Origin of the sequence: Actinacidiphila glaucinigra (genome assembly GCF_035918135.1) — a bacterium.
GTDB lineage: Bacteria > Actinomycetota > Actinomycetes > Streptomycetales > Streptomycetaceae > Actinacidiphila > Actinacidiphila glaucinigra.
In genome coordinates, this window is record NZ_CP109144.1 from 8,928,196 (window position 1) to 8,952,560 (window position 24,365).

Below are 24,365 nucleotides of genomic sequence, written 5' to 3' on the forward strand. Positions count from 1 at the left end.
ACCCGCACCACGAGGAGCACCACTTGACCAACGCCCCTGCCGCCCGGCCCGCGGTTCTTCCGGTCCCGGCCCAGTCGAACTACCAGACCCGGATCGCGGACTACTGGAACGCCGAGGAGAACCCGGTCAACCTCGAGCTCGGAAAGATCGACGACCTGTACCACCACCACTACGGCATCGGGGAGGCCGACACCTCGGTCCTCGACGAACCCGATCCCGGCCTTCGGCGCAAGCGCCTCACCGCCGAACTGCACCGCCTGGAGCACGCCCAGGCCGAACTCCTCGCCTCCAACCTGGGCAACCTCTCCGCGGACGACCGCGTCTTCGACGCCGGCTGCGGACGGGGCGGCGGCAGCGTCGTCGCGCACCTGCGCTACGGCTGCCACGCCGACGGGGTCACCCTCTCCACGAAACAGGCCGACTTCGCCAACGAGCAGGCGCGTGTTCGCGGCATCGGTCACAAGGTCCGCTACCACCACCGCAACATGCTCGACACGGGCTTCGAGACCGGCGGATACGCGGCGTCCTGGAACAACGAGTCCACCATGTACGTCGAGCTGGACCTGCTGTTCGCCGAGCACGCCCGTCTGCTGCGGCGCGGGGGACGGTACGTGACCGTCACCGGCTGCTACAACGACACGTACGGCCAGGCCTCACGTGAGGTGTCCCTGATCAACGCGCACTACATCTGCGACATCCACCCACGCTCCGCGTACTTCCGGGCGATGGCGCGCCACCGTCTGGTGCCGGTCCACGTCGAGGACCTGACCGAGGCCGCGATCCCCTACTGGGAGCTGCGCAAGAAGGCGGACCATCTGGTCACCGGCATCGAGGACACGTTCCTGACCGCCTACCGCAACGGCAGCTTCCAGTACCTGCTCATCGTGGCCGACCGGGTCTGACCCTCCGCACGGAGACCCCCGTGCCCGTGGACGCCGCCCACCGGCAACCGCCCCTCACCGGCGCGCGACAGCCGCGCCGGTGAGGGGCGCCGTCTCGGTGGCCAGAACCCCCACCGGTCGAGCGGAGCGAACCGCCTGAACCGCTCAGTGCCTGCGGTCGATCCATGTCCGGGCGAGTTCCGCGACCCAGGTGGCGGCTGCGTCGGGCGAGTACGGGGGTGCGCCGACGACGACGAGTTCCGAGATGCCGGCCGCGGTGAGGGCGGGCAGGTGCTCCGGTGTGCCGTCGCTCAAGGCGACGGCGACCGTGAGGTCGTCCAGGGCGCGGCCGTGGCGGGCGCATTCGTCGGCGAGGACGGCCACGCGGGAGGGGACGTCGACGGCGCGGACGTTGAAGCCGTACCAGCCGTCGGCGAGTCCGGCCGCACGCCGCAGGGCGGTGTCGCTGTTGCCGCCGATCACGACCGGGAGCCGGCCGCCGCGCAGTGGCTTGGGGTTGACCCGGATCGCGTCGAAGCGGGTGAACTCCCCGGTGAAGGAGGCGGGATCACCGGTCCACAGGGCGCGCATCGCGGCGAGGTACTCCTCGGTGCGCCGCCCGCGCCCGGCGAAGGGGACTCCGAGCGCCGCGAACTCCTCGGCGGACCAGCCGACACCGACCCCCAGGGTGAATCGTCCGGCTGAGAGCACGTCGAGTGTGGCGGCCTGTTTGGCGACCACGACCGGGTTGTGCTCGGGCAGCAGGAGCACACCGGTGGCGAGCTCGATCCGGCTGGTGACGGCCGCGGCGTAGCTCAGGGCGAGCAGGGGGTCCAGCCAGTCCGCGTCCGCGGGCACCGCGATCCGGCCGTCCGCGGAGTAGGGGTAACGGGAAGCGGGCGCGTCCACCAGCACCACGTGCTCACCGCACCAGAGCCTGGCGAAGCCGTGCGTCTCCGCCGCTGTGGCCACCGCCGCGATGACCTGCGGACGGGCACCGTCACCGATGCCGAGGGCGTGCAGTCCCACTCGCATCCGCCACCTCCTGGCGGCACCCTAAGCGGCAAGCGCGGACGCGTTCGGGTGACGTGGCACGCCGCGCGCCGAGGCGGCGCGGCGCCTCACCCGGACGGACCAGGCACCTCACTCCCTGCCCGAGCCGGCCGTCGCGCCTCGGCGCGGGTCGGGCGGCGTATGCCGAACATGCGCCGTCCGCCGGGCTGGGGGTGTGTCAGCCTTCGCGGCCGGGGAGCATGGCCAGGGCCTGGGAGCGCCGTGCGACGAGGTCGTCGTAGGTGCCGTCCCGCTCGGCCCAGCGGTGCATGAGGACGCCCTTCACGAGGAGTTCGCGGGGGGTGGGGTCCTGCGAGAGCAGGCGCAGGGCCTCGGCGGCGAAGTCGTCGAGCGGCAGCGCGTGCGGGTTCACCTTCTCCTGGCTCGCCGTGGCGACGGCCGGGGGGACGAGCTCGACGACGCCGACACCGGTACCGTCGAGCTGCGCCCGCAGTGCCTCGGAGTAGGCGTGCACCGCGGCCTTCGAGGCGGCGTAACTGGGCATGGGCGGGAACGGCAGGAAGGCGATGCCGGACGTGACGGTGATGAAGGTGCCGGCACCCCGCCGGATCAGGTGCGGGGTGAAGGCGTCGACGACCCTGATGGTGCCGACCAGGTTGGTGTCGATCGTCGTCTGCGCCGCCTCGAAGTGCGCGGGGTCGCGCAGGTCCTCCATGAGCATGACGCCGGACATGGTCACCACGGTGTCCAGTCCCGGGTACCGGGCGAGCGCGGCGTCACGGAAAGACGCGACGGACGAACTGTCGGTGACGTCGACAGTGAACGTGCCGAAGCCTTCCTCGGTGAGTTCCGAGAGTGCCTGCGGGCTGCGGCCGCCGACGGCCACGGTGCTGCCCGCGGCGGCGAACCGGCGGGCCAGCTCTCGTCCGATACCCGAGGTTCCGCCGACGACGAGCACGGTGCGGTTGGAGAGATCCACGGGATCTTCCCTTCAGTCCAGGGCGCCGGCGGAGTTCAGGCCCGCGGCGCAGACAGCGATGTCCGCCGTCTCTTACGAAACAGTGGTACCGAAGTCTTGACGGAATCCGCGGGGCGTGGCAGGGCCCCCGTTCTCCCTGGTCCTGGCAGGACCCCCTCTCAGGCACGCGGACCGCATTACGGTGGCGGTATGAGGGACGAGGAATCCGGCAACCGGCTCGGCAGCTACCTTCGTGCCCGGCGTGAGCTGGTCTCCCCGGCGCAGGCAGGCCTGCCGCCCGGTGGCAATCGCCGCGTGCCCGGTCTGCGCCGTGAGGAAGTCGCCCTGCTGGCCGGAATCAGCCCCGACTACTACCTGCGCCTGGAACGGGGCCGTGACAAGAATCCCTCGCCCCAGGTCCTCGAATCACTTGCCCGCGTCCTGCAGCTCGACGACATCGAGCGGACGTATCTGCTCGGCCTGACCGCGGTACGCCCCAGGGCGCCGCGCCGCAAGCGACCGGAGCACGTACCGGCGCGAGTGCACGAGTTGCTCACCCATCTTCAGATCCCCGCGTTCGTCGAAGGGCGCGCGTTCGACGTCCTGGCCTCCAACCCGATGGCGGTGGCGTTCTCCCCCCGCCTGCGGCCCGGCGAGAACCGGCTTCGCTCCCTCTTTCTCGACCCCGAGGAACAGGCCTTCCAGCGCGACTGGACGAAAGCGGCCGCCGATTTCGTCGCCGCCCTGCGCACCACCATCGGGGACGACACGGACAACCCCCGGTTCGTCGAGCTCGTCGGAGAGCTCGCCCTGTCCAGTCAGCGGTTCCGCACCCTGTGGGCGCGCCACGACGTCCGCAGTCTGGACGGAGGCACGACCACGGTGAACCACCCCGTCGTCGGTGAACTCACCCTCCACCGCGACAAACTCCCCATCGACGACGTCATCCTCGTCGTCTACTACCCCGACAAGGACAGCGACAGCGACGAGAAACTGCGGCTCCTGGCAGCCCTCGCACACTCCGGTTCTGCCGGCACAGCGCACGACGGCCGGGCGGACGCACCACACCCGAAGGCACCCTGACGGGTGGGTGCCGGTTCGGGCGTCTGGAACGCTGTGTCTGTGCATGCTGATGATCAGGTTGGTGAGGGCGTCTCCGCCGACCTCGCGAAATTCCTCCGGAACATCGGGGAGAACCGCCCGGTGAAGATCGTTCCCGCCGTCTGCGGCAGGTATGGCGGGCGCGTGTTCTCCGTACTCGTCGACGACGTCGAGGGTGCGGCCGAGCGCGTGTGCGCACGTTGCCGCGGCCGCGCGTTCATCGCGGACAGCGAGGAGTACTGGGAGGACGCGGACCCCGGCGAAGCCGGCTGCCCCTGCGGCAGCGAGGAGTTCGAGACCGCGGTCGCGTTCTCACTCGCCGACGACGGGTCGGTCCGCTGGGTGACCCTGGGGCTGCGCTGCCGGCAGGACGGGGCCGTGGGGGTCTATGCCGACTGGAAGATCGACTACGGACCCACGGATCACCTCTTCGGAATGGTCTAGGTTCTCCGCCCCGGGAGGATCGCGGAGCCACGAAAGGACAGCGGGCCCGCAGGCACCCGTCGGAGTAGATAAGCACGCCTCGGCGGTCAGACGGAGTCAGCCGTCGAACCCGACGACCAGGCGGACGCCCTCGCCGCCGTGCAGGTCCGCCAGCGTGCGCATCACCGACCAGACCGAACCCCATTCGCTGTCCGGCACGGAATCCTTTCGGCGGAGGCGGCCGATGCGGAAGAGACGGTCGCCGTCCGGCCACTCGGTGCCCTCGGCGTAGGTGCGGCCCGCACGGTAGAGATCGTGGGGGTCGTCGATTCCGGACAGCTCGGCGAAGCGCGTGAGGCCGGAATTCCTGCCCTGCATCTCCCATGTCCCGTCCGGGCTCCGGCGGTACTCGTGAACGCACTCGTCGACCTCGTTGGCGACCTCCTCCCAGTCCGCGGCCACCAACTCCGCCCAGGTGATCCAAGACGCACCGGGTGCGTCCGAGTCGGCCTGAGCCTCTCGCGAAACGTCAGACGGGAGGCCACGCTGATCTGCGAGCGGGCGGAAGGAGGCGGTATCGCGGACACCGAACAGAGATCCGAAGGCAGCGTAGCAGCGCCCGTTGTAGAGGTGCGCGAGGTCGATGGCCATGTGCCACCTACGGTCGTCCTCGTCCAGCCGGCGGTCCCAGCGGCACTCGATGAAGCCGTATATGTCTGTCCCCATGCCCGGCATTGTTCTCCGTCCGGGGTGAGGAATACGCATGTCCATCGGGGACGGCGGTCTGGGCGAGTTCGCCAAAGGTGCTGTGGCGGGCTGTTCCGGTTCGAAGCGCGGGCCTCGGCCAGGGCGCTGCAGGGGCCGCCGGCTGATGCCCGTGCGCTGAGCCCGTGATGTCGCGCGGCATCTTCCAGCCCCGTCGGATGTCGAGCCGGTCCGCCGGCTACGGCGAGCTGTCAGTCACTCCGGGACGAACGCTCTTCGACGGACTTCAGGGCTCCCTGCCGGGCGGCTTCGACGAGCCGTGGCGCGAACTTCATGGCGTAGGCATCGGGTACGTCATACGGGGACCGCCAGTAGTCCGGCACGAAGCTGTCGCCGTCCTCGTGGCACAGATGACACGCGGCGCACCACTCGGTGAGCCATCCGTAGGCAACGGCGTGCACCCCGTCGATCATCTCGTCGAGAGGGTCGTCCACCCGGTACCAGCGGTGGAGATCCGTCGCTGCGCACTGTGGGCAGGGCCCGGTGAGGTCGCCGGCGGCAGGCTCGGCGTCGAAGACGGCCCGCCAGGAGGCCGTCAACTCGGGTGGGACGAGGCGCCACCCGCCGGGCCCGACCAACTCGAGCTCATCGACGTCGAACAGGTCCAATTCCCTGGCCTCGACAGACCCCATCATCCTGCACGCGCCCGTGTTTAGGTCCACGCGTACGGGCCCGATGCCGATCACCATCATCGACGGGTCGCCGGTCTCCAGGTACCGGCGATCCTGATAGGCGAAGTAGGCGGCCTCGTCGACCGCGGCCACGTAGCCCTCGATCGGCACCAACTGCACTTGCGCGTTGAGAGGGTCTCGTCAACGTGGATCCGGGCCAGTTCCGCCGCGCGTTCGACGCTGATCACGGGAAGGACGGTACACGTACCGGCGCAGCGCCGTCCGTGCGCGGCCACCCCCTCCTGCGCGGGGAGGCTCGGCGACCCGCAGGAGCACACGGACACCCTGCCCGGCCTCAGCACCCCGCGCCGGGCGGGCCTTCGGGGCCCCGCGAGCGCGCTCCCCGGTCGCGTCGACGAACGCGGGGTTGCCGATTGGCGAACAGGTGACATGGCGCCTTTGCGCCAGCCCCTCCACCTGGCACGGCGTCAACCCGCGGCCCGACTGTGGCCGGGCACACGCCGGTGACGCTCGTTCATCGGGCGATCTCAGGGGAGTTGGTACGAGGTTATGCGATCCAGATCGAGGACCGCGGCCGTGGTCGCGGCCACCGCGGTGGCGCTGCTCGCCACCGGGCTGCCGGCGGCAGCCGAGCCGGAGCCGGTCGCCGGGACCGGCCGTCCGGCGGCCGCACCACCGGCGCCACCCGGGCAGTACACCGTCACACTGATCAGCGGCGACCGGGTCGCCTTCACCGGCAGCGGGAGCGGACTCCAGGTCAGCGGGGTGTCCCCGGGCAAGGGCCGCGGCCACATCGCGTTCACCCGGGCGAGGATCAACGACCACGAGTACGTGCTTCCCGTCGACGCCACGCAGCCGCTGGCCGAAGGGCGGGTCGACCGGCAGCTCTTCGACGTCACCGCACTCGCCGCGCAGGGGCTCGACGACGCCACCCGGGCGTCCATTCCACTGATCACGACGGCTCGGGCCGGCTCCGCGCTGCGCGGGTCCACGCAGCGGGACACCTTCCCCGAACTGGGGCTGGCGGCCCGCACGGTCGCCAAGTCCGAGGCTGCCGCGGCCTGGCGGGGCTTCCTCGCCGCCGGCGGGACGTCCCGCTCCGCCGCGCCCGGGAAACTCTGGCTGGACGCCGAGGTCGAGGCGAGCCTCGACCGGTCCGTCGCCATGACCGGCGCGCCCGAGGCATGGCGCAAGGGTCTCGACGGCAAGGGCGTGAAGGTCGCCGTGCTGGACACCGGGTACGACCCGGCCCACCCCGACCTCAAGAACAAGGTCGTCGCGGAGAAGAACTTCACCTGGGACGAGGACGTCACCGACCTCAACGGCCACGGTACGCACGTCGCCTCGACCGTCGCCGGAAGCGGCGCCGCCTCGCAGGGACGCTACAAGGGAGTCGCTCCGGGCGCCGAGCTGCTGATCGGCAAGGTGCTCGACGGCGGCGGTTCCGGCAGTTTCAGCGGGATCCTCGAAGGCATGGAGTGGGCGGCCGCCCAGGACGCCGACATCGTCTCGATGAGCCTCGGCTCCAGCCTGCCGAGCGACGGCGGCGACCCGGTCTCGCAGGCGGTCGAGACCCTGTCCGCGGACGGCGGACCGCTGTTCGTCGTCGCGGCCGGCAACGAGGGCACGCCGGGCAGCATCGGCACGCCGGCCGCCGCGCCGAGCGCCCTGACCGTCGGGTCGATCACCAAGCAGGGCGCGATGTCCTCGTTCTCCTCCCAGGGCCCGGCGGTGACCGACGGCGGCGTCAAGCCCGAGATCACCGCCCCCGGCAGCGCGATCACCGCCGCCCGCGCGGCGGGCACCCTGGACGCGGCCGCGAACAGCGAGTTCTACGCGACGATCAGCGGCACGTCCATGGCGACCCCGCACGTCTCCGGCGCGGCGGCCGTCCTCAAGCAGCGGCATCCCGACTGGGACGCGCAGCAACTCAAGGCGGCGCTCGTCGGCGCCGCCGACCCGGTCGACGGCGCCGGCGTGTACGAGCAGGGCGCGGGCAGTGTGGACGTGCCCGGCGCGCTCTCGTCGCAGGTCACCGCCTCCCCGGCCGCGGTCTCCGCCGAGCTGGCCTGGCCGTACGGCGGCAACCCGACCCGCACGGTGACCTACCGCAACAGCGGGTCCAAGGACATCCGGCTGAACCTCTCCCTGACCGGGAAGGCACCTGTCTCACTCCTCACCCGCCGGCTGACCGTCCCGGCGGGCGGCTCCGCCGAGGCGACCGTGCGGATCGACACCGCCCGGGCGTCCGCCGGCGCCCACAGCGCCTGGATCAGCGCGCGAGGCAGTGACGGCAGCACGGCGCGCACCCCCGTCGGCGTCGAGGCGGAGAGCCCGAGCGCCACCCTCACCCTCGAAGCCGCAGCCCCGCGGCCCGGGGTCGAGACGGCCTACACCAACCTGGTGGTGCAGAACGAGAGGACCGGCGAGTCCCAGCTGGTCAGCCTCACCGAGGGGACCGAGGAACTGCGGCTGCCGGTCGGCGACTACCGGGTGTTCGGCGGGGTGTGGGAGTACGTCCGGTACGGCAGGGCGAGCGTGCCGGAGACGTCCGTCGCCGTCGCCCGGCGCGTCACGCTCACCGGCGACCGGACGCTGAGGACCGACCTGTCCGCCGCGAAGCCGGTCACCACGGGCATCGACGACCCGAAGATGCGGATCAACGAGTGGGGCTCGGCGACCGGGCTGGTCTCGTCGGCCGACGCGGGCGTCCCGAAGGGCCTGGTCGCGCCGCTCTACTCCGGCGCGTACCGCTCGTATGCCGTTGGCAGCGCCAAGATACCCGGACTGACGTACTTCTCCGCCGCCTCCTGGGAGCAGCCGTCCGTCCTCGCGACGACCGTCGGCGGCGCCGGCACCCCGGTGGACGTGCCGGTGGGGCTGATGACGCAGCGCGTGGAGTGGGACCTGGAGAAGCGGGTCACCGACGCCGGCGACGGCGCGGACCTGACGGGTCTCGAGATCGAGGACCGGATCGTGCTCCTGGAGTCGGACTGGAGCCTGCCCTGGGAAGAGCTGGACAGGCGCTACCAGGCGGTCAAGGCGCAGCGGCCGGCGGTGATCCTGCTGGCCGGCTCGGCGTCGATCGGCGCGGACGACCCCACGTTGGGCATCGGCGACCACGGCGTGGCCCTGCTGCGCGAGCGGCTCGCCAAGGGCGAGGTGACCCTCCGGATCAAGGGGCAGCGCAACGGCGAACGCACCTACTTCACCTTCCACGCCCACGACGACGGGGTGCCGGCGGGCGCGAACTGGCAGGACCGGCGCCGGGACCTGGCCCGCGTGGACCACAGCTTCCGCACCACCGGGTACCCCAACGACCCCAAGGGGATCTACGGATGGGTGACCTACCGCGGACTGAACCTCGCCCAGCAGTCGACGCTGTTCCGCGCACCGCACCGGATGACGGCGTACTACACGCCCGAAGTGCCGTGGACGACCGCCACGTTCGAGTACGCGCTGGACGACGGACCGCTGGGCGTGCAGTACACCGACCCGACGGTCCTCCGCCAGGGACGCACCGTCACGGACAACTGGCTCACCGCGCCGTTCAACCCGTCGCTGTCGGTGAACGGACCCGACGGCCGGCCGCAGGCCACCCGCACGGGGGACAAGCTGCGTCTCGCGCTGCCGATGTTCTCCGACGCGGCGGGCCACCGGTCGGAGCCCCTGCGGAATCTGGAGTCCGGTGAGACGGTGCTGCGCGACGGAGCGGGCAAGGTGCTCGCCCGTAACGACGAGCCGGGACAGGGCGTCTTCGACGTGCCCGCACGCGGCCAGTGGTACGAGCTCACCTCGTCCGCGCACCACGAGAGCCCGGAGTGGAAGCTGGGCACGCACATCACGGACACGTGGCGCTTCCGTTCGGAGCGCACCGGTGGCGAGCGCCCGCTGCCGCTGCTCGACACGCGCTACGACATGGCGGGGCTCGACGGCGACAACTCGGTCCTCGCAAACCGGGAGTTCACCTTCGGCCTGGGCATCGGCCGGCAGTCCGGAGCGAGCGGCGGCGCCGGCATCGAGAGGGTGTCGGTGCGGTACTCCACGGACGACGGAGCCACCTGGCACACGGCCGAGGTCCGCGGCCGGGACGGCGACCGGCGCGTGACCGTGCCCGCGACGGGCGCCGGCTGGGTCTCGCTGCAGGTGACCGCGGCGGACCACTCCGGCGCGTCGGTGACCGAGACGGTCACCCGGGCCTACCGTGTCGGCTGCCCCGAGGAATGGTGCGGCTACGCCCCGGCATGGCCGCACTGGCCGGCCGGATAGCGCGCGACCGACAGGGCGCCGGTGCGGGCCGTCCCTCGGGGCCGCCCGCACCGGCGCACGGCCCGCGAGAGCGGTGTCGGCTGTGTCTCCGTTCCGGTCCCGTGAACCCGATGGTGGGCCGCTGACCGGCGCGGTGTTCAATGCCGCCTGTCAGGCCCGTCGACAGGCTTGCCGAAGGACAGCGGAATGGACCCCCATCTCGCGAAACTCCGGTGACACCGCCCGCAGTTCCCGCGGGAAAGGGGACTGCGGCATCGTGATCCGTGAGCCCGGTTGCCGGGATCACGTGCCGGTGAGGGCCGGTCCGGCGGGCGGCACCGCAGCGCAGCCCGCGTGGGTTCAATTGCCCCGGCGGATGCGGGCGGCCTCGCGGGCCGCCGCCATCTGGCGGGCCTCGGCCGCCTTGCGCGACTCCCGGCCGGGCCGCGTGCCCAGGCCGCGGAACGGGGCACCACCGCGGGCCGGCGCGTTCGCGGCCGGTGCGCCCGCGACGGGAACGCCGGACGGGGCCTTGGCCCCGGTGATCCGGCTCAGCGCCGTCTCGCCGGAACGCACCTGGGTGATCGTGGGCCGGATGCCCGCGTCGGACATGAGCCTGGTCACGTCGCGGCGCTGGTGAGTGGTGACGAGGGTCACCACCCGGCCGGACCGGCCGGCCCGCGCGGTCCGGCCACCGCGGTGCAGGTAGTCCTTGGAGTCCCCGGGGGGATCGACGTTGACCACGAGGTCCAGGTCGTCGATGTGAATGCCGCGGGCGGCGACGTTGGTCGCCACCAGGGTCGTCACCTCGCCGGTCTTGAAGCGGGCGAGGGCCCGGGTGCGCTGCGGCTGGGACTTCCCGCTGTGCAGGGCCGCCGCCTGGATCCCGGAACCCTCGAGGTGCCTGGTGAACTGGTCGACCGCGTGCTTGGTGTCCAGGAACATGATCACCCGGCCGTCGCGGGCGGCGATCTCGGTGGCGGCGGCGTACTTGTCGGCGGCGTGGACGTACAGCACGTGGTGTTCCATGGCGACGACGGTCGCGGCCGAGGGGTCGACCGAGTGGACCACCGGGTCGGTCAGATAGCGGCTGACCAGGAGGTCGATGTTGTTGTCGAGCGTGGCCGAGAACAGCATCCGCTGGCCACCGGCCCGCACCTGGTCCAGCAGCTCGGTGACCTGCGGCATGAACCCCATGTCGGCCATCTGGTCCGCCTCGTCCAGGACCGTGATGCGCACGTGGTCCAGGTGGCAGTCACGGCGCGTGACGAGGTCGCTCAGTCGCCCGGGCGTCGCGACGACGACCTCGGCGCCCGCCCGGATCGCTCCGACCTGGCGGCCGATCGAGAGGCCGCCGACGACGGTGGCCAGCCTGAGGTCCAGCGCCCGGGCGTACGGCGTGAGCGCGTCCGTGACCTGCTGAGCGAGCTCACGGGTGGGCACCAGGACCAGTGCCCGGGGCCGCTTGGGCTCGGCGCGCTGTCCGGCCGTGCGGGCCAGCAGGGGCAGGCCGAAGGCCAGGGTCTTGCCCGAGCCGGTACGCCCCCGGCCGAGCACGTCCCGGCCGGCCAGCGCGTCCGGCAGCGTGGCGGCCTGGATGGGGAACGGTTCGTGCACGCCGAGGTCGGTCAGGGTCTTCAGCAGGGCCGGCGGAAGCTTGAGCTCCGTGAACGCCGTCATCGGCGGCAGAGCCGGGGTCACCGTCACGGGTGCCGAGAATTCGCCCTGCGGGGCGGTGGGCCGTTCCTTGCCGCCGGAACGGCCGGGAACCTGCGGGCGGGAACGGCCGGCCGGGCCGGAGCGGTGGTCGTTGCGGGGCGAACGGTTCATGGGCGAACCTTCCTCGACGGGGCACGCATCGAGGGAATTCCCGGCGGAATGCGCGGCCGGGGAGTCGCCAGAACGAGCCGAAGACAAGACGGTGACCGACAGCGGATGGTCCCGTCGATACCGCGTGGGGTCCAGCTGAGTCGTGCGTGCCGACGCCGGGTACCGATGTCTGCGGGATCGCACTTCCCCGCGAGTTTACCCGCCCGGCCCGACTCCCCGTGCGGATCCGCGGCCCCGCACGGGGCGAACCGCCGTCCGACGCCATGGTCAGCCGTGCCCGAGCCATGAGCGTGTGCCATCGAATGCCGGCGGGCGACGTCTCGAGCCAGTGAGGACGGCTGCGAGGCGGGGGTGCCAGACTGGCGCCATGGACAGGCCGCAGACCGTCGATGCGTACATCGAAGGGATCACCGGGAAGAGCCGCGAGGTGCTCGAGCAGGTACGGGCGCTGGCCATCGAAGGGGCTCCGGAGGCGAGTGAGGCGATCAAGTGGGGACATCCCGCCTGGGTGCACCCGTCCGGCACCATCCTGTTCGTGGCCAGTGCCCACGCCAAGCACGCCAACGTCGTGTTCACGCCCAGCACGCGCGAGGCGTTCGACGCCGACCTGGACGGCTTCTCGACCGGCAAGGGCTCGGTCCAGCTCCCCTACGGACGGCCCGTCCCGATCGATCTGCTGCGCCGCATGATCGCCTTCCGAGTCCGCGAGCACGAGAACGACGGCGTGCTCTGGATGTGACGCCCGCAGACCGTCCGCGGCGGCTGCTGTTGACGAGCGCGGCAGGGCACACCACGACTGCGGTGATGCGGGCATTGCCGGAGCCCGAGCCGTGCGGTGTTCGGGGTCGGTGGTCATGCCCCAACGGTGCGGCAGGGCGCGGGGCTGCCCTGAGGCACGGATCAGCGGATGATCCCTGATGAGCGGGGCCGCCGCTGACGGAGGTGCGTGCCGGGACCGCGGGTTCGGACCCGGTGAATGGCGCGGAGCCGGGCTGATGCTTGACTCGGCAAGTATATTTGGGGTTGTGTGTTGCTTCGCCCGGGTGGTGTGCCAGGGGTCATGCGAGGCCCCCTCGCCGAGTGCCGACCCCGCGTGTGCCGGGCCGGTTCGGCGAGGCGACGACGGGATCGCTCCCCGGTGCGGCGTGGCACGCGTTGCCACGAGGCCCGGACATCACCCACCCGCCCATGGCTCCCCGAACGAAGGACAGTGCAGATGCAGATCGGATTTGCGATCCCCTATCTCAATAACGCCGCCCACGAGGTGGACCGGGCGGCCGAGTTCGCGCGTGAGGCGGAGAAGGCCGGGGCCGCGAGCCTGTGGGTGGGCGACCGGAACTTCGTCCCGGTCCATCCCAAGATCGGGGCCGGCGGCGTGGGCAACCACATTCCCGAGGTGTACCGGACGGCCGCGGACCCGTTCGTCATGCTGGGCATCGCGGCGGCCGTGACCGAAAGGGTCAAGCTCGGGGCCCACGTCCTGATCGCGCCGCTCTATCCGCCGGTGCAACTGGCCAGGAGCCTGACCACGATCGACCTGGTCAGTGGAGGCCGCCTGATCCCGGGCTTCGGCGTGGGCTGGTCCATCGAGGAGTTCGAGAGCGCGAACGTGGACTTCCGCAAGCGCGGCGCCCGGATGGACGAGTTGCTGGACGCGCTGGATCTGCTGTGGACCCGGGATCCGGTCGAGTATCACGGCGCCCACATCGAAGTTCCCCTCCAGTACGCCCCGTTGAAGCCCGTACAGAAGCCGCGCCTGCCGTTCTACATCGGCGGCTTCTCCGGCGCCGCGCTCAAGCGCATCGGTCAGCGGGCCGACGGCTGGCTTCCCGCGTGCGTGGTGCCGGAATATCTCGACGTGGACGCAGTGCTGGCCCAGCGGGCGGCGATCCATGCGGCGGCCACGGAGGCAGGGCGCGACCCCGGCGAAATCGACACGATCATGCGCATCAACCCGTCCGAGGGCGTGTCGGTCGGCCGGCTCGTGGACATCATCAAGATGCTGGGCGAGCGGACCGGTATCGACCATTTCATGATCGAGAACATGACCGCTCCGAACGTCGATGCCACGTTGGAGGAGATGGCGCAGGTACTGGACCTCGTCGCGCGCGGCTGACGCTCCCGCGGGTCTGTGGGCGGGAGGCGGCCCCGCCTCCCGCCCCCGAACACGCCGGCCCCGCCGCGTTTCGCCACCGGGCCCGCCCGGCCGGGCATTTCCAGCCCGGCTCCGAAGAAGTAGGTGGAGGTCCTGATCTTGCTGGCGGGGGTCGATCGGCTGGCATCATGTCGCCATGGCAGACGGCGCGGGTCGGTATCGGGCGGGCGAGACAGCCCTGATCGTCAAGGTGCCCGAGGCCGAGCCGGTCGTGGGCGGATGGCGTGAGCGGTTCGACGTGTCGGCGGAGGCCGAGGTCCCGGCGCACGTGTCGGTGCTCTATCCGTTTCTGAACCAGGACCGCATCGATGATCAAGTCTTGGGTGTCCTGGAGGAACTCTTCGGATCCCACAGGGCTTTCGATCTTCGTTTCGGGAGGTGCGGTCGCTTCCCCGGGGTGCTCTACCTCGCCCCGGAGCCGGACGAGCAGTTCCGGGCATTCACCCTGGCCGTCGCTGACCGGTGGCCGGAGGCGCCGCCGTACGGGGGCCGGTTTGCCGAGGTCGTTCCACATCTGACGGTGGTGGACGGCCAGGAGCCGAGTGTGCTGGACGCCGTTGAGGCCGAACTGGCGAGTCGACTGCCGGTCGCGACGCACGTCAGTTCGGTCCAGTTGTTGGTCTTCGACGGCATCGTGTGGCGTGAACAGGCGGATTTCGCCCTGCGTGCACCACGGGTCTCCGTTCCGCGAACTTGAGCGGAGTCGCACCATTGCCGTGACCGGCAACGCTGACCGGGTTGGCGCGTATGGCTGGCAGCAGCGCCTTCAGACCCAGGGACTGCTTCGACCCCGCAGGTTACTCGGCAGGCAACCAGCAGGCCGAGCCGCGCAACATCTCAGCCGACCTGACCAAGTCCGCCATCCCTGACAGGAGCGTCCGGGTGAAACCGACAGCCGAGTCCGTCCGGTTCCTCAACGAGGAGGTACGTGCCCCGCGTGGACTTCGCGAGGTCGATTCCATCGACTTCCCGTCCGAGACGGGAGCACTGATCGAACTTCTCTCGGAGGAGTGGGAGGGGAGCACCCTTCCGGGCTACGGGGGGAACTACTACGGGTGGACCCGGCTCTGGGTCTCCCCGGGCGGCTGGACCTCGTCCTCCGAGGGATACGAGTTCATCCCCATCGCGGAGAACCAGTACGCACCCTGCGCGATCGTTCTGCGTCGCGACGGGAGGGTCGGGGTCTCCTGGAGCAGCGAGTACACGGACATGTTCGCCGGCTTCACGGAATTCGTGGAGACGATGGCCCTGTGGTCGACGCTGCGGGGTTGGACGGTCCTGCGGGGTTTCGGACTCCGGTACTTCGACGCCGTGGAGTTCGTCTCCCGCGGGAGGAGTAGCTCCGTGACGGGTGGGAGCCTTACCCGATGGACGCGCTTCGACGACGCGGTCGTCCTGGAGGAGCCGTTCCTGACCGGCGACCCCGACCGCCCACCGCGGGTCCATGTCGTGGTGGCGGACCGGGCGCTGCTGGCCGGCTCCGACTTCGTCGGGTCCCTGCCGTATCCGAGCCTCTCGACGCTCGGCCAGGGGTTCCCCGAACGCCCGGCCCGATGGGTCTGAGACCTGGTCCTGAACGACCCCCGCCGGGCATGGCACCGACGGGTTCTCCGTACGTCGCGCCTCCGCGTCCATGATGACCCCCTTCACCGCCACCGCGGGCTGGGCCGAATCCGCCGCCCGGGACCAGGCGATGATCAACCTCAAGCGCCCCGTTCGGTCTCCAATCGGTACGACATCCTCGCGATCTGCTACGAGGCGGATGTGCTGATCGCAGCCGTTGACGAATGGCTTTGACCGGAGGTGGCCTTCCTGTCCTCGTTCACCAGTTCCGGCCAGAGGTCAGCTCCTCCGGATCCACGTCCGTGAACCCGTATGCCAACGCGACGAAGCGAAACTCGTCACAGATCCACTCACGCGCAACCGTCTCGATCGCGCTCCCGGCCGCCACGAACTCCTTGTTCCAGCAGGTTGAACTCCTCTGTCGCAGCCTGGGTGAGCGTGTACAAGGTCCCCAAATGAGACGGCTGCTCGGCCTCAATCCGCGCGCACAGCCGCAGCAAGATCGCCCTGCCCCGGTCGACTACGCGATCAGGGAAGTACGAGTCGTTGTACATCTGCCGCAGGAACGCGTGTCCCGCCACCTGCTGGTTTGTGATCGGCATGGAGCTTCCCTATCTCCGCGGAGAGGTGACGCGCCGATCATGTATGGCACCACTGACACCGACGCCACCTATGTATGCCAGACCCTTCGTGAACAGGGCTTTCGCAACAGGCTTCGGAGGTTGTCCCACGTGGCAAGTTTCGCGAGCACGTTGTAGCAGGTCAGGGCGGCGGCCATGGCCAGGCCTCGGCTCTGCCCGTCGTTGCGGCCACGTATGGGATCTTGAGACCACGAGCAGCCCATGGCAGGCTCATGCCGCATGATCGATGAATTCGCGAAAGACAACCTGCACGGGCGGCTGCGGCGGGACCGCAAGGCGCTGCTCTGGAAACTCGACGGATTGTCCGAATACGATGCCCGCCGACCGTTGACAGCGACCGGGACCAACCTTCTCGGCCTGGTCAAACACGTGGCCAGCGTCGAGGCCAGGTACTTCGGCGAGGTCTTCGACCGCCCTTCCCCGGAACCGCTGCCCCGGTGGCAGGAGTCCAACGGCAGCGATCTGTGGGCGACCGAGGACGAGACTCGCGATCAGATCATCGGATCCTACCGGCGCACGTGGGAACACTCGGACGCGACGATCAACGAGCTTCCCCTCGACGCCCCCGGCCACGTGCCGTGGTGGCCGGAGCCCTATGCCGACACGAACCTGTTCGCCGTCATGGTCCATGTCCTCGGCGAGTCCATCCGGCATGCCGGGCACGCCGACATCCTGCGCGAGGGCCTCGACGGCCGGACCGGGTTGCGCGCCGAACACGAGAAGCAGATCGACGAGGAAGCCCGTGCAGCCTACTGCGCGAAGATCGAGCAGGCCGCCAGGTCGGCCGCACCAATCAAGGCTTAGCGGTTGTCTCACGTGACTTGATGTTCGTTCGGCATGATGCCGGTCGTGGGGGCTGATCTATCGAAGCGTCTGACTCCTGATGAACTCCGGCAGATCGCCGCCCCGTTGCTGCCGTCGTGCGCTGCTCGTCCGCAAGGTGGTGGGACCGCGCCGTGTGACGAGCGGGCCGTGTTCACGGCGGTGGTGTACGCGCTGAACAGCGGCTGTACCGGGCGGTGCTGGACGAACTCGGGGCCGGGGCGAGGTTGACTGGACCTCGGCGATCGTCGACGCGGCGTCCGATACGAACGATAGGGCTCGCACTTCCTCGGCCTGGCCGCCGCCCTGACCCGCTACAAGAAGCTCGCGAAACTCGCCACGTGAGACACCGACTTAGAGAATTCTGTCTCGGCCGGTCAGAGCGTCGACCCCCTCCGCTCGCGCCGCCGGCCCGCAGGAAGCGACGGCCCCTCCGGTGCCGGCCTGCGCGAGCGGCTGATGATGCATGGCGGCATGTCCCTGGTCAGCCGCCGCCGCAGCGCAGACGGTACTTCTTCTTCGGGGATGGGGCGGGTCGGCTCGGGCTGAGAGTTCTGGCGTGAGCTGACTGGCCGCATGCCCGGCGTCGTGGTGGTGGTCGTCATCGGCCGGTTCGCCACGGGCGTGCCGTCGTTCACTGGGTGGGGACGGATTCGGCGCCAGGACCCAGGACGCGGGGTCATGCTGTCTGGCAGCGGCTGCGGAGGAGTTCCACACCGTCGCCTTCGAGGTCGTCACAGTAGGAAGCGCGTCCGGTCGTTGCCATGATCAGGGCCAGGGTGGAGCCGGAGACGAGGGGGCCGCTGCCGGTGGTGAAGGGGCCGTCGTCGGCGACGAGCTTCAGTCCGTCGATGCGTCCTTTGGCGAGGACCACGAGGTCGGAACCCTGGTAATACTCGGCGACCCGGGTCACGGCCTCGATGGGGTAGTCGTGGCGGATGCCCAGCGGGCGCCGGATGTCCTCGGCATGGACGATCGTCTCGCCGAGCATGGCGATGGCGGGCAAGGGAGGCTTGGTGGTGCTGGGGACGATGCGGCGGAACCGTTCGAGGGTCTCGCCGGGGGTGGTGCCCAACTGCTCGGCCAGTCGCATGGCGACCTGCTTGTCGAAGTCGAACCTGCAGCGGATCACTCCGGCCATCCAGCGCACGGCATTGAGGCTTCCGGAGGCGGTGAGGTGCGCCAGTACCTCACGCACCGTCAAGCCGGTGCACAGGGACGGCGTTGCCCAGCGCTGGTCGGTCAGATCTGCGAGATCGGCCGCCAGCGCCGCCCGCTCGGTGCGGATCGAGGGCCAGACCCCGGTCCCGCGGCTCTGGTCTGCTGTCAGGTCCGGATCGGTCATGGGGAAGGGTCTCCTGTCACGGGACGTGCGTTGCATCGCGGGCGGGCCGGAGCCGGTGGCGTCCGGCAGGGGCATGCGTGAGGGAGACTCTTGTCCAAGCGCAAAGTCATCGCCCGTGACGAAGCTTCCTCCGGCAGCCGGGCACCCGGGTCCCCCGCGCGCCGGTAGATCCCGCAGTCGGCAGGCACAGCGTGGGCTGCGGCCCTGCTCCTTCACGGACGCAAAGGCCGCCAGCCGCTCGGGCAGCCGGGCCGCGGACCGGTCCCACGCGGACAACGGCGAGACCGCCTGTATCCCGAGGAGCCCCGCGCTGTTTCGGCCCAGGGCAGCATGATCCGCCACTGCGTCATCTGGTTGGGTCCTCACCGGAAAAGCTGGCCTGAAACGGCTACTCGCCTTCGTTGCGAAGCAGGTAGGAACGGATGTCGTCGAGTCCGTCGAGGGCTCGTCCGTCGACGTCCGACAGGTCGAGTTCGGCCCGGGCCGCCAGGGCGTGCGGTCGTGTAGTGCCCCTTCCGCGGCCCCGATGACGACGTCATGGGGGAAGCGCGGAAGGACTCTCGAAGGTGCGGTGGGAGTGCGTCAGACGGAGAAGTCACGCACACGTGGACACGCCACCGGCATCGCCGGCGGTTGTCTTCGGCAGAGCTCGACGACATCCGCCGTGCTGACGAAGGGTACGCGCATGCCCCTGCCAGGTGCCGCGTGGTACGGCGTCACTACCGGCAGCGCCCCCGCCGGTTGCCCGCAACCGGCGGGGGCTGTGCAACCGCCAGGCCAGTGACAGCCCGCTCCGGCTGCCGCCGACTTCCGGCGTGATCGGCGCACCCCCCCGCCTACCCTCTTGTAGCCCTCACGAGGCCGAGCCCTTGGCGTTGATCGTTCCGAAGTACCAGCAGCCATTGTGGTTCTGGGCCCTCCACAGTAGGAGGTCCCGGGTGATCGGCCCGTACACGCCGTCGATGTCGGCGGGTACATTCGTGAAGTAGTCCTGTGCCTCGGTCAGTGCCTTCCTTGTGTTGTCGCCGAAGTCACCGTCCTCCTTCAGTGGCCAGTACTTCGCGGTTCTGTCGTAGGCCAGGTAGAAGCACTTGTTCAGGGCGATCTGCAGCTCCTTGACCGCTGCGCCCGAGTTGCCCTGCTGAAGGGCGCAGGTGGTGGATCCGGTTCCCGAGTACACGAGTGCCTTCAGAGGGTAGCCGCCGGCTCCCGGCACGGCCTTGACAGCGTTGCAGGTGGGTGGGGCCGCCGCCGCGGGGGTGGTGCTCACGGCCGCGCCGCCCATGGCCAGCAGGGCGATGGCGAGGCTGGTGATGCTCCGTCTCATGAGTCCTCCTCGTAGAAATCGGCCCGACTCTCACGCCGGACCGGCACGCTCGGCTCCCGACTCGGACGCCGGGGCCCGCGGCGGGAAGATCCGCAGCTGGACTGTCCACCTGGTCGCTTGCGGTGCGGTTGCGCGGCGGTTGCAGCGGTCCCCGGGACACGCGCGGATGGCCGATGTCAGGTTCGTTGCCTCTGCGGCAGGCGCCGGCCCGAACCTGCGGACGAGCACGTAATTCCGCAGGCCCCAGAGTCGGTGCGTCCGTATCCTGACGTCCTGATGCCGTCACCCACCCTGCTCGTGTGTGTAGCCGATCCCGTCAGCGTCGGAGAAGGGAGGACTGCGGTGTCGAGCCTGGTGGCGGCACGCGACGCGCTGCGTGAGCTGGAAGGGCATCCGTTCACGGCCATCGGCCGGGCTGCGACGCTGGTCTGGCTCACGTTCGGTGACGAGGTGCCGTGGGTGAACTTCCGCGGCGAGCACACGACGCTCCCGGAACTGGCTCTCCACGTGCAATGCCGGTGGCGACTCGTCCGCGGTGCGGCAGTCGTGGTCGAAAAGGGCGATCTGTATGTTCCGGGAGCGAGTTCCGGCGCTGATTTCGCTGCCGGAGGCGAGATCGGGACCAGCCGGTTCGACGACCGGGTCGAGGCTGTCTCGTGGATTGTCGCCGCTCAAGCCCCGGCCGTCGAAGAGGTCTACGTCGGTGACGAGTTCGACCTGCGGCTGACGCTGTCGTCCGGGCTGACCCTGGAGGTGTTCCCGGCAGGACGCTCGGAGTGGGAGGACTGGCGCTTCCTCAGCTCAGCCGACGGCCGGCCTCACTACGTCGTGGAGAACGGCTCGGTGTCCGTGGCGTGAGTGTGCGCACCCTCCGCCGCCCCGTGAGAAACGGCGACGCTCGGACGAGGGGAACCGCCCGATCGCCGGCAGTCCTGCAGGCTGCCCGCTCGACTGCAGCAAGGGATGAGCCGGTGCGGTGTCCGGGGCTCGGTGTCAGGGCATGTCGAGTTCGGGTAGTTCGAAGAATTCCGTGATCGCCTGCGCGATCCGTTCCACGTAGTCACCGCTGTCGTGGTCCGCGTCCGGACCGACCGCCTTGGCCTCGATGAGCGCAGGAAGCAGCAGGTTGGGCTTGTCGCCACCCGGGTAGTCCAGGGCCTCGAAGCTGAAGCAGGTGAGCAGGCGCCCATCGCGGTAGTAGTCGAAGTCGGGAGGGAAACCCTTGGCGCTGCATGGTTCGGTCACGAAGACGACCAGCTCTCCACCGTCCCGGCACAGCGGCCCGTAGTTCGTGAGGTCGTAGTCATCGTTTTTCCAGCTGAGCATGGGGTGCATCATCACCCCCCACTCGGTGCCCTTGCCGTACGCGAGCGGCATCCGCTGCGCGGCGAGGAGTCCTCGCGTGAGCGTGTCCAGGGACATGCCCCGGAAGAAGACGACGTTGATCTCTTCGTGCTGCGGGAGTGGCTGGCGTATCCAGTGCCTCATGCCGCGCACCGTAGTGGAGAGCACTGACATCCCGGGGATCTCAAGCGGCGTTCGGCGCGGCCCGGCACGTGAGGATGGGGGCCTACCGCGTCTTGGCGCGCAGTGCGATGTGGCCAGCGCAGATCAGCGCGATGGCGACGTGCAGGAGTACTGCGGAGTCCTCATGTCTGACGGCCAGGATCGCCAGAAGGGGCAGGGCCAGTGGCGCGAACAGGAGAACGAGCCAGCCCGCGGACAGTGCGTGGTCCCGCCGGGTTTTGGTGTGGTCGAGGTCGGCACCGGCCGTGGCGACCGCTTTGTGCAGTTCCGGCAGTCGCGTGAAGGCGCTGGACTCGATATCGCTCCGACGGAAGGGGGCGCCTGTGCCGCCCACCACGCCGTCGGCGTAGGCGGCGGCGGAGGGGAAGGATCCCGAGGTGTGGGCCATCTGCGGGTGCTCTCCGAATCCGGTCGTCGGTCGGGCCGAGGGCGTCCGCACAGTAGCAGTGCTGCTGCCCGCCGGTGTGGTGCGCTCCCCGTCGTGGGCCGACCAAGCGACACGCCGTGACGCGCAACCGCGTCACGGCGTGTCGAGAGGCTTGGCGGAGCGGCCGCACCCCGGTGTGGTGCCTCCTGGGTGCGGCCGAGCCGGGTCAGCAGGTGGCGTCGAGGCCCGCCCAGTTGGCGCGGTCGTTGTAGCCGCCGTCGCCGGCGTCGCCGACCACGAGGTCGAGGACCCGGACGCCGGTCAGGTCGACGTCGGCCTGGTGGACGTCGTCGCGGGTGACCACACCGCTGTCGTACAGCACCTTGCCGTCACCGATGACCTGGAAGGTGGACGTGCCACCCTCCGGGCCGACGTTGCGCACCGCGTCGTCGATGCCGACGGTCGCGGTCAGCCGGCTGCACCGGTCACCGAGGTAGTAGCGGACGGTGGACGGCGAGGCGACCCCGATGCCGGTCGGGTAGACCTGGCCGAGCATGCTGATCGGCGACCAGCCGCCGACGCTGTTGTCGACGGTCGGGCTCATCCAGCCGCTGGTGGCGCTGATCCACTGGTGGTGGGACAGCACGGTGTCGCCGTGCGGCGCCGCCGGTGCGACGACGATCGCCGTGGCGGTCTCCTGCCGCAGGCGTCCCTTGCCGACCACCGTGTAGGACGTGCCGGCGGTCACCGTGGCGTTGCCCGGCGCGGCGTCGGCCGGCAGGGTCACCGTGTAGGCGAGGGTCGCGGACTTGTTGATGCCCAGCAGCTTCGGCGCCTTGCCGAGCGGGCGGGCCGTCCAGCCGGCGGGCACCGCCAGCTCCACCTGCGGCGTGAGGACCGGCTGCGTACCGTCGTTGCGGACGGTGACCTCGACCTGGGCCTGGTCGCCGCCGGCGACCAGGGGAGCGGATCCGGCGGGCACCGTGTCGCTGCCGACCTTCGTCACCTGCGGCAGGCCGGCGACGACGTGCGGAAGGCCGAGCTTGCCCGTGGCCGGGCGGACCCGGAACAGGGCCGCGCCGTGGGCCGGGACGGCGGCGCTGATGGTGCCGGCGCTCTCGGTGACCTCGTCGGTCCAGGCGTTCTTCAGGGTGAACCGGTGGCCGGACAGACCGACCGAAGACGCCCTCGTGGTCAGGGTCGCCGGGCTGTCGCCCCGGTTCAGCAGGACCACGGCACGGTCACCGTTGGCGAGCCGCTTCACCCAGGTCTCCGTCGTGCCGGCGGGGCCGACGCGGACGGCCTGGACGACGGCGGGGTCCTGGTTGATCGCGAGCACATCGGGGTCGGACAGAGTGCTGAGCGAGGTCTTGCCCAGCTTGGTGACGTCGCTGCCGATGATCAGCGGGGCGGCCGCCACCGACCAGAGCGTCATCTGGGTACGGAACTCCTCGTCGGACATTCCGTGTTCGGGACCGAGGTAGTCAGGGTCGTTGAAGTGCCCGGGACCCGCGGCCTCGGGGTGCCGCGCGTTCGCGTCGTAGTTGCGCAGCACGTCCTTGAACTTGATCTCGTCGACGAAGCCCACGTCGGTGTACGTCCGCCAGGACTGCGCGATCTTCGGGGCGTAGCTCCAGGAGTACGTCGACTGCTGCTCCTCCGGGTAGTTGCCCCAGTCGGGGGAGGTCACCGGGTTGCAGAGGTTGAAGATCATGGGGCGCTTGCTGGCGTTGTTCCGCAGCGCCTGCGCGAACTCGGTGTACACGGTCTTCGGGTCGAGGTCCGCGGCGATACCGCAGAGGTAGTCCACCTTGACCGCGTCGAACTTCCACGCCGCGAACTGGTCCGCGTCACGCTGGTAGTAGCCGTGGCTGCCGAGTCCGCACTTGCCCGGTATGTACGGGCCGGCGTCGGTGTAGATGCCGGCCTTCAGGCCCTTGGAGTGGATGTAGTCGACCAGCGGCTTCAGCCCGTTCGGGAACTGGGCGGGGTTGGGCGTCAGGTCACCGGCCGCGCTGCGCGGGGTCGGCGCCGCCCAGTTGCCGTCGATCCAGACGTACTGGTAGCCGGCGTCGCGCAGGCCGCTGCTGACGAGGAAGTCGGCAGTCGACTTGATCTCGGCCTCGGTGGGATCGCCACCGAACGCGTAGTAGGTGTTCCAGCCCATGTACGGCGTCGGGCTCAGCACCTGCCCGGATGCCGGCGCCCCTGCCGTGGCAGTGGCCGCCGCCGGGCTCGCGTAGGCGGGTGCCGGCAGCGCCAGCAAGCCGGCCACGAGGGCGAGGAGGGCGGTGAGATGTCGTTTCACATCGGATCCTTCGCTGTCCGATCGATCAGGCGTGCCGACCCGTCCCGGTCATGACCCTGAGGTGCCGCTCCCTCGTGGAGGGTGCGGCGGTGGTCTTCGGACCCGTCCATGCCCGCGCGCCTGCGATCTCGTTTCCAGGATCCTGCAGGGGTTACCGGCGCACGTCAATAATAATTCCTAAATTAAGAGTTACTGGTGGGGCCTCGTGAGGTGGCCCAACCGTCACCAACCGGGGCATCCATGACCTGACGTCAGAAGTGGCACGTGAGGAGACGCGCGAGGTCTGTTGCCGCTGGAAGCGTTTGCGGCAGGTGTACGGCCCTGTCTGCGACGCGACGTCTCACCCCTGACGAACGCCGTGTCGCCGGCGCCGTCGGCTCGCTCCCAGCGTCGGCACGGAGGTGCTCGGCGCAACCGGGAGGCGATGCGGGCGCGGGATGCGGAACACCCCGCCGGGT

At 70.2% G+C, this 24,365-nt stretch carries 20 protein-coding genes and 1 pseudogene; 10 read left to right on the top strand and 11 right to left on the bottom strand.

Annotated elements, in window-relative coordinates; genetic code table 11:
* Nucleotides 1–23 precede the first annotated feature (23 nt).
* Nucleotides 24–902, top strand: coding sequence for a geranyl diphosphate 2-C-methyltransferase (locus OIE69_RS40505; RefSeq protein WP_326580372.1), 879 nt, complete (start codon nucleotides 24–26; stop codon nucleotides 900–902).
* 144 nt (nucleotides 903–1,046) lie between these two features.
* Here OIE69_RS40505 and OIE69_RS40510 read toward each other — a convergent pair whose 3' ends face one another.
* Both OIE69_RS40510 and OIE69_RS40515 read right to left on the bottom strand, forming a co-directional pair.
* Entirely contained in the window at nucleotides 1,047–1,916 is an 870-nt protein-coding gene (locus OIE69_RS40510) for an LLM class F420-dependent oxidoreductase (RefSeq protein WP_326580374.1), read from the bottom strand.
* 196 nt (nucleotides 1,917–2,112) lie between these two features.
* Complete coding sequence (locus tag OIE69_RS40515; protein WP_326580376.1) at nucleotides 2,113–2,874, bottom strand: SDR family oxidoreductase; 762 nt, start codon at nucleotides 2,872–2,874, stop codon at nucleotides 2,113–2,115.
* Nucleotides 2,875–3,063: 189 nt separating this feature from the next.
* Here OIE69_RS40515 and OIE69_RS40520 point away from each other — a divergent pair, with 189 nt between their 5' ends.
* Nucleotides 3,064–3,936 (top strand): helix-turn-helix transcriptional regulator, encoded by an 873-nt coding sequence (locus OIE69_RS40520; RefSeq protein ID WP_326580378.1) that lies wholly within the window; start codon nucleotides 3,064–3,066, stop codon nucleotides 3,934–3,936.
* Nucleotides 3,937–3,939: 3 nt separating this feature from the next.
* A complete protein-coding gene (locus OIE69_RS40525; RefSeq protein WP_326580381.1) occupies nucleotides 3,940–4,398 on the top strand; it encodes a hypothetical protein in 459 nt (152 codons plus the stop codon).
* Between the two features lie 96 nt (nucleotides 4,399–4,494).
* Here the strand turns inward: OIE69_RS40525 and OIE69_RS40530 are convergent, their stop codons facing one another.
* Nucleotides 4,495–5,103 carry a hypothetical protein gene (locus tag OIE69_RS40530; RefSeq protein WP_326580383.1) on the bottom strand — a complete coding sequence of 203 codons (609 nt, stop codon included), beginning with the start codon at nucleotides 5,101–5,103 and terminating at the stop codon, nucleotides 4,495–4,497.
* A gap of 230 nt (nucleotides 5,104–5,333) precedes the next feature.
* Nucleotides 5,334–5,933: a hypothetical protein gene (locus tag OIE69_RS40535; protein ID WP_326580385.1), complete on the bottom strand. Its 600-nt coding sequence runs from the start codon at nucleotides 5,931–5,933 to the stop codon at nucleotides 5,334–5,336.
* A 417-nt stretch (nucleotides 5,934–6,350) separates the two neighbouring features.
* Here OIE69_RS40535 and OIE69_RS40540 point away from each other — a divergent pair, with 417 nt between their 5' ends.
* Complete coding sequence (locus OIE69_RS40540; protein ID WP_326580387.1) at nucleotides 6,351–10,043, top strand: S8 family serine peptidase; 3,693 nt, start codon at nucleotides 6,351–6,353, stop codon at nucleotides 10,041–10,043.
* A 339-nt stretch (nucleotides 10,044–10,382) separates the two neighbouring features.
* On the opposite strand, the gene OIE69_RS40545 is transcribed toward OIE69_RS40540, so the two are convergent.
* Nucleotides 10,383–11,852: a DEAD/DEAH box helicase gene (locus tag OIE69_RS40545; RefSeq protein WP_326580389.1), complete on the bottom strand. Its 1,470-nt coding sequence runs from the start codon at nucleotides 11,850–11,852 to the stop codon at nucleotides 10,383–10,385.
* Between the two features lie 367 nt (nucleotides 11,853–12,219).
* On the opposite strand from OIE69_RS40545, the gene OIE69_RS40550 reads away from it, so the two are divergent.
* The 4 genes from OIE69_RS40550 to OIE69_RS40565 all read left to right on the top strand — a co-directional run bounded on the left by OIE69_RS40550 (nucleotide 12,220) and on the right by OIE69_RS40565 (nucleotide 15,570).
* Nucleotides 12,220–12,591, top strand: a complete 372-nt coding sequence (locus OIE69_RS40550; RefSeq protein WP_326580391.1) for an iron chaperone — start codon at nucleotides 12,220–12,222, stop codon at nucleotides 12,589–12,591.
* A gap of 477 nt (nucleotides 12,592–13,068) precedes the next feature.
* On the top strand, nucleotides 13,069–13,968 hold the full coding sequence (locus tag OIE69_RS40555; RefSeq protein WP_326580393.1) for a TIGR03619 family F420-dependent LLM class oxidoreductase: 900 nt from the start codon (nucleotides 13,069–13,071) through the stop codon (nucleotides 13,966–13,968).
* Between the two features lie 175 nt (nucleotides 13,969–14,143).
* The gene (locus tag OIE69_RS40560; protein ID WP_326580394.1) at nucleotides 14,144–14,704 is read left to right on the top strand and encodes a 2'-5' RNA ligase family protein; all 561 of its coding nucleotides are present in this window, start codon (nucleotides 14,144–14,146) and stop codon (nucleotides 14,702–14,704) included.
* Nucleotides 14,705–14,889: 185 nt separating this feature from the next.
* The gene (locus tag OIE69_RS40565; RefSeq protein WP_326580395.1) at nucleotides 14,890–15,570 is read left to right on the top strand and encodes a hypothetical protein; all 681 of its coding nucleotides are present in this window, start codon (nucleotides 14,890–14,892) and stop codon (nucleotides 15,568–15,570) included.
* Between the two features lie 259 nt (nucleotides 15,571–15,829).
* On the opposite strand, the pseudogene OIE69_RS40570 reads toward OIE69_RS40565, so the two are convergent.
* Nucleotides 15,830–16,172, bottom strand: a pseudogene (locus OIE69_RS40570) (DUF5713 family protein).
* A 258-nt stretch (nucleotides 16,173–16,430) separates the two neighbouring features.
* Here OIE69_RS40570 and OIE69_RS40575 point away from each other — a divergent pair.
* Nucleotides 16,431–17,015, top strand: a complete 585-nt coding sequence (locus OIE69_RS40575) for a DinB family protein (RefSeq protein WP_326580397.1) — start codon at nucleotides 16,431–16,433, stop codon at nucleotides 17,013–17,015.
* A gap of 697 nt (nucleotides 17,016–17,712) precedes the next feature.
* Here OIE69_RS40575 and OIE69_RS40580 read toward each other — a convergent pair.
* Together OIE69_RS40580 and OIE69_RS40585 are read right to left on the bottom strand one after the other, a co-directional pair.
* The gene (locus OIE69_RS40580; protein ID WP_326580399.1) at nucleotides 17,713–18,378 is read right to left on the bottom strand and encodes a maleylpyruvate isomerase family mycothiol-dependent enzyme; all 666 of its coding nucleotides are present in this window, start codon (nucleotides 18,376–18,378) and stop codon (nucleotides 17,713–17,715) included.
* An 853-nt stretch (nucleotides 18,379–19,231) separates the two neighbouring features.
* Entirely contained in the window at nucleotides 19,232–19,705 is a 474-nt protein-coding gene (locus OIE69_RS40585) for a peptidoglycan-binding domain-containing protein (RefSeq protein ID WP_326580401.1), read from the bottom strand.
* A gap of 342 nt (nucleotides 19,706–20,047) precedes the next feature.
* Between OIE69_RS40585 and OIE69_RS40590 the strand changes: the two genes are divergently transcribed.
* Nucleotides 20,048–20,563 (top strand): hypothetical protein, encoded by a 516-nt coding sequence (locus tag OIE69_RS40590; protein ID WP_326580403.1) that lies wholly within the window; start codon nucleotides 20,048–20,050, stop codon nucleotides 20,561–20,563.
* Nucleotides 20,564–20,698: 135 nt separating this feature from the next.
* Here the strand turns inward: OIE69_RS40590 and OIE69_RS40595 are convergent, their stop codons facing one another.
* The 3 genes from OIE69_RS40595 to OIE69_RS40605 all read right to left on the bottom strand — a co-directional run bounded on the left by OIE69_RS40595 (nucleotide 20,699) and on the right by OIE69_RS40605 (nucleotide 23,907).
* A complete protein-coding gene (locus tag OIE69_RS40595; RefSeq protein ID WP_326580405.1) occupies nucleotides 20,699–21,193 on the bottom strand; it encodes a hypothetical protein in 495 nt (164 codons plus the stop codon).
* Between the two features lie 82 nt (nucleotides 21,194–21,275).
* Nucleotides 21,276–21,620: a hypothetical protein gene (locus OIE69_RS40600; protein WP_326580407.1), complete on the bottom strand. Its 345-nt coding sequence runs from the start codon at nucleotides 21,618–21,620 to the stop codon at nucleotides 21,276–21,278.
* A 205-nt stretch (nucleotides 21,621–21,825) separates the two neighbouring features.
* Entirely contained in the window at nucleotides 21,826–23,907 is a 2,082-nt protein-coding gene (locus tag OIE69_RS40605) for an NPCBM/NEW2 domain-containing protein (protein ID WP_326580409.1), read from the bottom strand.
* Between the last annotated feature and the right edge of the window lie 458 nt (nucleotides 23,908–24,365).

Bases quoted from the DNA above. Each gene is read 5' to 3' on its own strand.
- OIE69_RS40530 (WP_326580383.1), bottom strand. From the start codon at position 5,103: ATGGGGACAGACATATACGGCTTCATCGAGTGCCGCTGGGACCGCCGG.
- OIE69_RS40520 (WP_326580378.1), top strand. From the start codon at position 3,064: ATGAGGGACGAGGAATCCGGCAACCGGCTCGGCAGCTACCTTCGTGCC.
- OIE69_RS40585 (WP_326580401.1), bottom strand. From the start codon at position 19,705: ATGAGACGGAGCATCACCAGCCTCGCCATCGCCCTGCTGGCCATGGGC.
- OIE69_RS40600 (WP_326580407.1), bottom strand. From the start codon at position 21,620: ATGGCCCACACCTCGGGATCCTTCCCCTCCGCCGCCGCCTACGCCGAC.
- OIE69_RS40510 (WP_326580374.1), bottom strand. From the start codon at position 1,916: ATGCGAGTGGGACTGCACGCCCTCGGCATCGGTGACGGTGCCCGTCCG.
- OIE69_RS40580 (WP_326580399.1), bottom strand. From the start codon at position 18,378: ATGACCGATCCGGACCTGACAGCAGACCAGAGCCGCGGGACCGGGGTC.
- OIE69_RS40575 (WP_326580397.1), top strand. From the start codon at position 16,431: ATGATCGATGAATTCGCGAAAGACAACCTGCACGGGCGGCTGCGGCGG.
- OIE69_RS40550 (WP_326580391.1), top strand. From the start codon at position 12,220: ATGGACAGGCCGCAGACCGTCGATGCGTACATCGAAGGGATCACCGGG.
- OIE69_RS40555 (WP_326580393.1), top strand. From the start codon at position 13,069: ATGCAGATCGGATTTGCGATCCCCTATCTCAATAACGCCGCCCACGAG.
- OIE69_RS40560 (WP_326580394.1), top strand. From the start codon at position 14,144: ATGGCAGACGGCGCGGGTCGGTATCGGGCGGGCGAGACAGCCCTGATC.
- OIE69_RS40595 (WP_326580405.1), bottom strand. From the start codon at position 21,193: ATGAGGCACTGGATACGCCAGCCACTCCCGCAGCACGAAGAGATCAAC.
- OIE69_RS40545 (WP_326580389.1), bottom strand. From the start codon at position 11,852: ATGAACCGTTCGCCCCGCAACGACCACCGCTCCGGCCCGGCCGGCCGT.